Below are 8777 nucleotides of genomic sequence, written 5' to 3'. Positions count from 1 at the left end.
TCACCAAGACGATCACCGGGCCGGAGCTGGTGGACGCCATCGGGCGGGTGGCGGAGGGCGACGCCGTGTTCTCCCCGCGGCTCGCGGGCTTCGTCCTCGATGCGTTCGCCGGAGCCGGCCTCTCCGCCGACCTCGCCAGCGTGGACGAGGACCTCGACCGGCTCACCGAGCGGGAGCGCGAGGTGATGCGCCTGATCGCCCGCGGCTACTCCTACAAGGAGGTGGCCAAGGAGCTGTTCATCTCGATCAAGACCGTCGAGACGCACATGTCGTCCGTGCTGCGCAAGCTGCAGCTGTCGTCGCGCCACGAGCTGACCCGGTGGGCGTCGGATCGGCGCCTGCTGTGACCCACCGCCGGACGGCCGGGGCGCTGGCCGGCCTGGCGCTGTCCGCCGCGCTGCTCGCCGCTGCCTGCACCGGCGGACCCGGCGCCGACGCACCGGAGGCGTCCCGGTCACCGGAGACGACGGACGGCGCGACGGCGACCCCGGGCGCGGACCCGACGGGCCGGTCGGGGACCGGCTCCGCGACCGGCCGGCCGTCGCCGGACGGGTCGTCGGCGTCGTACTCGCAGTGGGAGCTGGGCGCGACGCCGCTGCCGCTGCGCCCCGACGGATTCGGCCAGGTGCTGCCCACGCCGCCGGAGCTGCGCGTGCGGCGGTTCCCGACCCGCGACCTGCTGCCCCCGCCGGCGGACGGCCGGTTCCACGCGACGATCGGACCGGTGACCCCGCAGATCCGGCGCCGGATGGGCGAGACGTGGTCCCCACGGTGTCCCGTCGACCTCGAGGGCCTGCGCTACGTGACCGTGACGTTCCGCGGCTTCGACGGCGAGGCCCACACCGGCGAGCTGGTCCTGGCCGCGGTCGAGGCCGAGGACGTGGTGTCGGTGTTCCGGGCGCTGTTCCGCGCGGACTTCCCGATCGAGGAGATGCGGCTGCCGACCACGGCCGACCTCGAGGCGCACCCCACCGGCGACGGCAACAACACCGCCGCCCTCGTGTGCCGGGCGTCGCGGGGCACGACGACGTGGTCGGCCCACGCCTACGGCCTGGCCATCGACATCAACCCGTTCCTCAACCCCTACCACAAGGGCGACCTGGTGCTGCCCGAGCTCGCCTCGGCCTATCTCGACCGGTCGCGGCGCCAGCCCGGGATCATCCGGCCCGACTCGGTGGCGGTGCGTGAGTTCGCTCGGATCGGGTGGAGCTGGGGCGGGGCCTGGCGGACCCTCAAGGACTACCAGCACTTCTCCGCCACCGGGCGCTGACCGGTCGTCCGTCCGCGGCAGCGGACGCCCTAGAGTGCAGCCCATGGAGACCCTGCGCCTGATCCTGCTCATCCTCCACATCCTCGGCTTCGCCGCGCTGATCGGCGGGCTGCTCGTCCAGGCGCGGGAGGGCGAGAAGCGGGTCAACGGCGTCATGCGCGACGGGGTCGGCACGGCGTTCCTGACCGGGCTGTTCCTGGTCGGCGTGCTGGAGGCCGGCGACGAGGACGTCAACCACGCCAAGATCGGCGTGAAGCTGCTGGTCGGCCTGGTGCTGCTGGTGCTGGTGATGGCCAATCTGCGCAAGCCGCGAATCCCGCAGGGCCTGTGGGCGGGTCTCCTGCTGCTCGCGATCGCCAACGTGTGCATCGCCGTGCTCTGGTCGCCGGCGCACGCCAGCTGAGCGACGCCGCCGCTCGGCCGCCCGGCCGGAGCAGCTGGGGGTGCGGCGCCGTACGCTGGTCGCAGCATGAGTACGACGCCGACGACGCCCCGGTCCGAGAGCGCCCCGAGCGACGGCGGAGCCGCGGCCCGGCGCGGTCTGGGCCCCGACGAGCTGCTCGACGGGCTCAACGAGCCGCAGCGGCAGGCGGTCCAGCACTCCGGCCCGCCCCTCCTCGTCGTCGCGGGCGCCGGCTCGGGCAAGACCCGGGTGCTGACGCGGCGGATCGCGTGGCTGATCTCCCAGCGCAACGCGCACCCGGGCTCGATCCTGGCGATCACCTTCACCAACAAGGCCGCGGCCGAGATGAAGGAGCGGGTCTCCGAGCTCGTCGGCAACCGGGCCCGGATCATGTGGGTGAGCACCTTCCACTCCTCGTGCGTGCGGATCCTGCGCAAGGAGGCCGAGCACCTCGTCGGCGGCGGACTGCGGTCGAACTTCTCGATCTACGACGCGCAGGACCAGAAGCGGCTGATCACGCTGGTGCTCAACGACCTCGACCTCGACCCGCGGCGCTACCAGCCGGGCCCGGTGCTGCACTGGATCAGCAACCACAAGAACGAGCTGCGCGACCCCGACGAGGTGGCGGCCGACGCGCGCAACTCGATCGACGAGACCTACGCGGCGGCCTACCAGACCTACCAGCGCCGGCTGCGCGAGGCCAACGCCCTCGACTTCGACGACCTCATCATGGAGACCGTCCGGCTGTTCCAGGCGCGGCCGGAGATCCGGGAGACCTACCGCCGGCGGTTCCGCCACATCCTCGTCGACGAGTACCAGGACACCAACCACGCGCAGTACGCCCTGATCCACCAGCTGTGCGGACAGGACCTCGAGGAGCCGCTGGACCCCGACACGCTGGACGGCGTGCCGGCCGACCGCGTGCCCCCGGCGGAGCTGATGGTGGTCGGTGACGCGGACCAGTCGATCTACGCCTTCCGCGGCGCCGACATCCGCAACATCCTGGACTTCGAGAAGGACTTCCCCGACGCCCGGACGATCCTGCTCGAGCAGAACTACCGCTCCACGCAGACGATCCTGACCGCGGCCAACGCCGTCATCGAGCGCAACGAGGGGCGCAAGCCCAAGCGGCTGTGGTCCGACGCGGGCGACGGCGAGCGGATCGTGGGCTACGTCGCCGACGACGAGCACGACGAGGCCAGGTTCGTCTCCGAGGAGATCGACGGGCTCACCGATGCGGGGCTGCGCCCCAGCGACGTGGCGGTCTTCTACCGCACCAACGCCCAGTCGCGGGTGTTCGAGGAGATCTTCATCCGCACCGGCCTGCCCTACAAGGTCGTCGGCGGCGTCCGGTTCTACGAGCGGCGCGAGGTCCGCGACGCCCTCGCCTACCTCCGGATGCTGGCCAACCCCGACGACCAGGTCTCGCTGCGCCGGATCCTGAACACCCCCAAGCGGGGCATCGGCGACCGGGCCGTGGAGTGCGTCAACGCGCTGGCCACCCGCGAGCGGATCACCTTCTGGGAGGCGCTGCAGCGGGCCGACGAGGCACCGGGCCTGGCGACCCGCAGCCAGACCAACATCGAGCAGTTCGTCGCGATGGTGCAGGAGCTGCAGCAGATGGTGGCGGCGCGGGAGCGGCCCGACGTGATCCTGGAGACCGTGCTCGACCGGTCCGGCTACCTCGCCGGTCTCGAGGCCTCCGACGACCCGCAGGACGCCACCCGGGTCGAGAACCTCGGCGAGCTCGTCGCCGTCGCGCGGGAGTTCGCCGAGGACCCGGTGGCCGGCCCGTCGGCCGACCCCGCCGACGTCGACGCCGGCATCGTCGAGCCCGGCCTCGGCGACTTCCTCGAGCGGGTCGCGCTGGTGGCCGACGCCGACCAGATCCCCGACGCGCCGGACCCCGACGACCCGGACGCGCCGGAGGACACCGGCGTGGTCACCCTGATGACGCTGCACACGGCGAAGGGGCTGGAGTTCCCCGTCGTCTTCCTCACCGGCATGGAGGACGGCGTCTTCCCGCACTCCCGTGCACTCGGTGACCGGCCCGAGCTCGAGGAGGAGCGCCGGCTGGCGTACGTCGGCGTCACCCGCGCCCGGCAGCGCCTCTACGTCTCCCGCGCGGTCGTCCGCTCCGCCTGGGGGGCGCCGGCGCACAACCCGGCCTCCCGGTTCCTCTCCGAGCTGCCCGCCGACCTCGTCGACTGGCGCCGCACCGAGGCCGACCAGACCCGGTGGTCGCGCCCCACCTTCGCCGCCGAGGGCCGCGCGTACGACGCCGGAGGCGGTACGCGTCTCGGCAGCCCGACCGCGGCGGGTCGCCGCAACTTCAGCTCCGCCGCCGCGCGTGCCGACGCCGCCGCGAAGGCGCGGACGGCCAAGCCGGTGCCGGTGCTAGCGCCGGGCGACCGCGTCACGCACGACTCGTTCGGGCTCGGCACCGTCGTCTCGGTCGAGGGTGCGGGCGAGAAGTCGGTCGCCTCCATCGACTTCGGCAGCGACGGCGTCAAGCGCCTGCTGCTGCGCTACGCGCCGGTCGACAAGCTCTGACGACGCCCGGCGGGCGGCTGGGCGCTGGGCCTACGGGTCGACGCCGTGGGCGCGGAGCGCGGCGTAGGGGTCGAGCGGGTCGCCGCCGCCGGGACGCACCTCGAGGTGCAGGTGCGGGCCGGTGCTGTTGCCGGTGCTGCCGACGTAGCCGATGACCTCGCCGCTGCGGACGGTGTCGCCCTCCTCGACCGCGAAGGAGGTCTGGTGGCAGAACCAGATCTCGGTGCCGTCCTCGAGGGTGAGCACCGTCTTGTTGCCGTAGGCGCCGTCGGAGCCGACCTCGGTCACCACGCCGTTGGCGATGGCCCGGATCGGGGTGCCGCTGGGGGCGGCGAAGTCGAGGCCGGTGTGGTAGCTCGACCACAGCCCGTACTGACCGAAGGTGGCGGTGAGCCGGTAGGCACCGGGCTCGATCGGGACCACCCACTGGTTCAGCGCGATCTTGCCGGCCTCCTTCTCGGCGTCCCGTGCGAGCGCGCCGAGCGCGCTGTTGCGCTCCTCGGCGTGGCGTTCGGCCTCGGCGACCACGTCGCTGCCGGTGGCCTGCGCCAGGGCGTCGCGGTCGGAGTCGCGGCTGACCGTCTCGCCGCGGGTGCCGAAGGAGGCGGTGCCGAAGGAGCCGGTGAGCGCGTTGGCGGCGACGAGCCGCTCCGTGCCGGCCGCCAGCTGCGGGTCGCCGGGGGAGGTGAGCACGCCGCCCACGGCGATCGCGAGCGTGGTGACGCCCACCGCGACCGGCAGCGACGGCAGCCCCCGGAACAGCGGGCCGCGGGAGCCGGCGTGCCGCACCGCGCGGCGCCGACCCGGCTGTACGGCGCGCAGCGCCGTGGTGGAGTCGGTCAGCGGGTCGACCAGCGGGATGTCGCGGAGCGCGGGAAGCTCGACGGTCGGGGTGCGGGTCACTGACCGCATCACCTCGGCCCGGTCCTCGGCCCGGACGACGCGAGAGCGGTCCACGCGCGAGGTCTCGACCGGCTCGACCCTCCGCGCGACGACCGGCTCGACGGCCTGCTCGACGGGCGGGGCCTGCGCCTCGCGACCGGCGACGCGCTTGCCGACGTACCTGTCCCGGGAAGCGGCACGGGGGGCCGAGCGGCGGCGCGGGGCGCGGTGGTCCGCTCGGTGGTTACCCATCGACTGCTGACTCCATGGTGGGGGACGGTGGTCCGGTCGCTTCGCCCGCCCTGCTCGTCCGAGGCGCCCGAGAATGGCTCCGACGGAGGTGGCCGTCGGGTGACGGCCGGGTGAAACGTGCGTGCCGACCCTAACCGATGCCGGCAGTGCCTCGAAATCCTACGGCGAAGAACCTGTGGACGGGCGAGGACCCCGGAGCGGGCGGGTGACGGTGGTCACTCTGGCAGGGCCAGGTCTTATCGCGCGACGGCTGCGGGGCTAGTGTGCCCGGGGGTGTGCCGCGGCGCGCACCGCACCTGACTCTCGATGTGAGGACGTATCAGTGGACCTGATGGAGTACCAGGCGAAGCAGCTCTTCGCCAAGCACGGCGTGACCACCACCCTGGGCACGGTCGTCGAGACGGCCGAGGACGCGCGGGCGGCCGCCGAGGAGTTCGGTGGCGTGACCGTCGTCAAGGCCCAGGTCAAGGCCGGCGGCCGCGGCAAGGCGGGCGGCGTCAAGATCGCCAAGACCGCCGACGAGGCCTTCGAGCACGCGTCCAACATCCTCGGGATGGAGATCAAGGGCCTCACGGTCAACCGGGTGCTGGTCACGCCGGCGACCCCGCCGGAGGAGGAGTACTACTTCTCCTTCCTGCTGGACCGGTCCAACCGGCAGTACCTGTGCATCGCGTCCGTCGAGGGCGGTGTGGAGATCGAGGAGGTCGCCCGCACGAACCCCGACGCGGTCAAGAAGATCCCGATCGACCCGGGCGCCGGCGTCGACGCCGCCAAGGCGCGCGAGATCGCCACCGAGGCCGCGTTCCCCGAGCCGGTCTTCGAGCAGGCCGTGGAGATGATCGAGAAGCTCTTCAAGGTCTTCGCCGAGGAGGACGCGACCCTGGTCGAGGTCAACCCGCTCGCGCGGCTGGCCGGCGACAAGCTCGAGGCGCTCGACGGCAAGGTCTCGCTCGACGACAACGCCTCCGAGGTGCGGCACCCCGACCACGAGGAGTTCGTGATCCGGGAGGAGGCCGACCCGCTGGAGTCCAAGGCCAAGGACCTCGGCCTCAACTACGTCAAGCTGGACGGCCAGGTCGGCATCATCGGCAACGGCGCGGGCCTCGTGATGAGCACGCTCGACGTGGTGGCCTACGCCGGTGAGAAGCACGGCGGCGTCAAGCCGGCGAACTTCCTGGACATCGGCGGCGGCGCGAACGCGCAGGTGATGGCCAACGGCCTCGACGTGATCCTCAACGACGAGCAGGTCAAGTCGGTCTTCGTCAACGTCTTCGGCGGCATCACCGCCTGCGACGAGGTCGCCAACGGCATCGTCGAGGCGCTGAAGATCCTCGGCGACGCCGCCACCAAGCCGCTCGTGGTCCGTCTCGACGGCAACAACGTCGAGCTCGGTCGCAAGATCCTGACCGACGCCAACCACCCGCTCGTGACCCTGGTGGACACCATGGACGGTGCCGCCGACAAGGCCGCCGAGCTCGCGAACGCCTGAGACGGGATAGAGAGAACCAAGAGATGTCCATCTACCTCAACAAGGACAGCAAGATCATCGTCCAGGGCATCACCGGCGGGATGGGTGCCAAGCACACCGCCCTGATGCTCCAGTCCGGCGCGCAGATCGTGGGTGGCGTCAACGCCCGCAAGGCCGGCACCACGGTGTCGCACGTCGACAGCGCGGGCAACGACGTGGAGCTCCCCGTCTTCGGCTCGGTGAAGGAGGCCATGGCCGAGACCGGTGCCGACGTGTCGGTGCTGTTCGTGCCGCCGGCGTTCACCAAGGACGCCTGCATCGAGGCCATCGACGCCGAGATGCCGCTCATCGTCGTGATCACCGAGGGCGTGCCGGTGCAGGACAGCGCCGAGGTCTGGTCCTACCTGCAGGGCAAGAAGACGCGGATGATCGGCCCGAACTGCCCGGGGATCATCACCCCCGAGGAGTCCCTCGCCGGCATCACGCCGCACACGATCGCCGGCAAGGGGCCGGTCGGCCTGGTGTCCAAGTCGGGCACGCTGACCTACCAGATGATGTACGAGCTGCGGGACTTCGGGTTCTCGACCGCCATCGGCATCGGCGGCGACCCGATCGTGGGCACCACCCACATCGACGCGCTCCAGGCGTTCGAGGACGACCCGGAGACCAAGGTCATCGTGATGATCGGTGAGATCGGCGGCGACGCCGAGGAGCGTGCGGCCGACTACATCAAGGCCAACATCACCAAGCCGGTCGTCGGGTACGTCGCGGGCTTCACCGCGCCCGAGGGCAAGACGATGGGCCACGCCGGCGCGATCGTGTCCGGCTCCGCCGGCACCGCCGCCGCGAAGCAGGAGGCCCTCGAGGCGGTCGGCGTCAAGGTCGGCAAGACGCCGTCGGCGACGGCCCAGCTCGCGCGGGAGATCCTTCAGGGCCTCTGAACCGCCGAGTGACGAAGGTCCGCCACCCCCACAGGTGGCGGACCTTCGTCGTGTCCGGGCCGGGGCCCTTCCTGGCTCAGTGACTCAGCGGCTCAGCCGCTCCGCTGCCGGCACCAGCATCCGCTCGACCGGGGTCCCCCCGATGAAGTCGTAGTCGCTGCCGACGACGACGGACGTGACCACGGTCAGCCGGTCGCCCACCCGCAGCACGCCGGTCTCCATGAGGTGGGTGGCGTCGCCGTCGCGGAGCTCCGCGGGCAGCGGCCCGAAGTGGGAGTCGGTCACCACGGCGTCGGCCTCCGGCACGGGGACCTTGCGGGTCTGCAGCGCCCGGTAGTCCGTCAACTCGTCGGGGCGGCCCGTGCACTCCTCCAGCCAGCCGTTGACCGTCGACCACGCGCGGATCGCGGCGGCCTCGCTGGGATACTCCGCGACCACCTGGGTCAGCCGGTCCCCGCGCACGGCGGGCGCGTCCGGCTCGAGGTTGCGGAGCTCGAACTCCCGGCCCGCCACGCTGGTGGCGCCGGTGTCGGCGAGCCCGGTCATCGCGCAGGGGCCGAACAGCTCCTGACCGGCGCGGGTCCAGGTGCTGGTCGCGAACCAGTCGGCGGCGCCCTCGACGTACACGGTGTCGTCGTCGGTGAGCAGGTGCTCGGCGGAGACGCCGTCCGGGACGGACCCGGCGGCGGCCGGGACCGCCGGACCCTCGCCGCAGGCGGTGAGCAGGGCGGGGGCCGCGAGGGCGGCGGCGAGGAGGAGCTGGGCGGACCGGCGGACGTGCACGGCGCACCCCTTTCTGTGTGGTCCCGAGTCGGTGGGTGGTGTCGCAGGGGATACGCCCAGAACCGGCCTCCGGTTGCATCGCGCCACCGGGTTCCCCCGAGCCGGACGCGCAGCAGGGGGGGCCCCCCCCCCTGGGGGGCCGGCCCGGGGGGGGGTTATTCCCTCCAACAGCCCCCGCGCCCCCGCCGGCGGGACCTAACCCTTGTCCCGGGTGGGGCCCACCTC

At 72.5% G+C, this 8777-nt stretch carries 8 protein-coding genes; 6 read left to right on the top strand and 2 right to left on the bottom strand.

Going from position 1 to position 8777, the window contains the following annotated elements:
* The 4 genes from ACPOLA_RS19005 to pcrA all read left to right on the top strand — a co-directional run.
* Positions 1 to 347: response regulator transcription factor (locus ACPOLA_RS19005; RefSeq protein ID WP_435772076.1), on the top strand; the 347-nt coding region annotated here is incomplete at its 5' end.
* Entirely contained in the window at positions 344 to 1270 is a 927-nt protein-coding gene (locus ACPOLA_RS19000; RefSeq protein WP_435772075.1) for a M15 family metallopeptidase, read from the top strand. The genes ACPOLA_RS19005 and ACPOLA_RS19000, both read left to right, overlap by 4 nt.
* Positions 1271 to 1313: 43 nt before the next feature.
* A complete protein-coding gene (locus ACPOLA_RS18995; RefSeq protein WP_435772074.1) occupies positions 1314 to 1673 on the top strand; it encodes a hypothetical protein in 360 nt (119 codons plus the stop codon).
* Positions 1674 to 1739: 66 nt separating this feature from the next.
* Positions 1740 to 4226 (top strand): DNA helicase PcrA, encoded by a 2487-nt coding sequence (gene pcrA / locus ACPOLA_RS18990; protein ID WP_435772073.1) that lies wholly within the window; start codon positions 1740 to 1742, stop codon positions 4224 to 4226.
* 30 nt (positions 4227 to 4256) lie between these two features.
* Here pcrA and ACPOLA_RS18985 read toward each other — a convergent pair whose 3' ends face one another.
* Positions 4257 to 5360: a M23 family metallopeptidase gene (locus ACPOLA_RS18985; RefSeq protein WP_435772072.1), complete on the bottom strand. Its 1104-nt coding sequence runs from the start codon at positions 5358 to 5360 to the stop codon at positions 4257 to 4259.
* Positions 5361 to 5682: 322 nt separating this feature from the next.
* Here ACPOLA_RS18985 and sucC point away from each other — a divergent pair, with 322 nt between their 5' ends.
* Together sucC and sucD are read left to right on the top strand one after the other, a co-directional pair.
* A complete protein-coding gene (gene sucC, locus ACPOLA_RS18980; RefSeq protein WP_435772071.1) occupies positions 5683 to 6849 on the top strand; it encodes an ADP-forming succinate--CoA ligase subunit beta in 1167 nt (388 codons plus the stop codon).
* 23 nt (positions 6850 to 6872) lie between these two features.
* Positions 6873 to 7769 carry a succinate--CoA ligase subunit alpha gene (gene sucD / locus ACPOLA_RS18975; protein WP_435772070.1) on the top strand — a complete coding sequence of 299 codons (897 nt, stop codon included), beginning with the start codon at positions 6873 to 6875 and terminating at the stop codon, positions 7767 to 7769.
* Positions 7770 to 7853: 84 nt separating this feature from the next.
* On the opposite strand, the gene ACPOLA_RS18970 is transcribed toward sucD, so the two are convergent.
* Positions 7854 to 8552 carry a hypothetical protein gene (locus ACPOLA_RS18970; protein ID WP_435772069.1) on the bottom strand — a complete coding sequence of 233 codons (699 nt, stop codon included), beginning with the start codon at positions 8550 to 8552 and terminating at the stop codon, positions 7854 to 7856.
* Between the last annotated feature and the right edge of the window lie 225 nt (positions 8553 to 8777).

It is taken from the genome of Nocardioides proteolyticus (assembly GCF_051280635.3).
Classification (GTDB): domain Bacteria; phylum Actinomycetota; class Actinomycetes; order Propionibacteriales; family Nocardioidaceae; genus Nocardioides.
Note: the sequence above shows the minus strand (reverse complement) of the source record. Positions and strands in the feature narration are given on the sequence as shown.

Excerpts from the sequence above, each read along its gene's own strand:
- sucD (WP_435772070.1), top strand. The coding sequence starts at position 6,873 with ATGTCCATCTACCTCAACAAGGACAGCAAGATCATCGTCCAGGGCATC.
- ACPOLA_RS18995 (WP_435772074.1), top strand. The coding sequence starts at position 1,314 with ATGGAGACCCTGCGCCTGATCCTGCTCATCCTCCACATCCTCGGCTTC.
- pcrA (WP_435772073.1), top strand. The coding sequence starts at position 1,740 with ATGAGTACGACGCCGACGACGCCCCGGTCCGAGAGCGCCCCGAGCGAC.
- ACPOLA_RS18985 (WP_435772072.1), bottom strand. The coding sequence starts at position 5,360 with ATGGGTAACCACCGAGCGGACCACCGCGCCCCGCGCCGCCGCTCGGCC.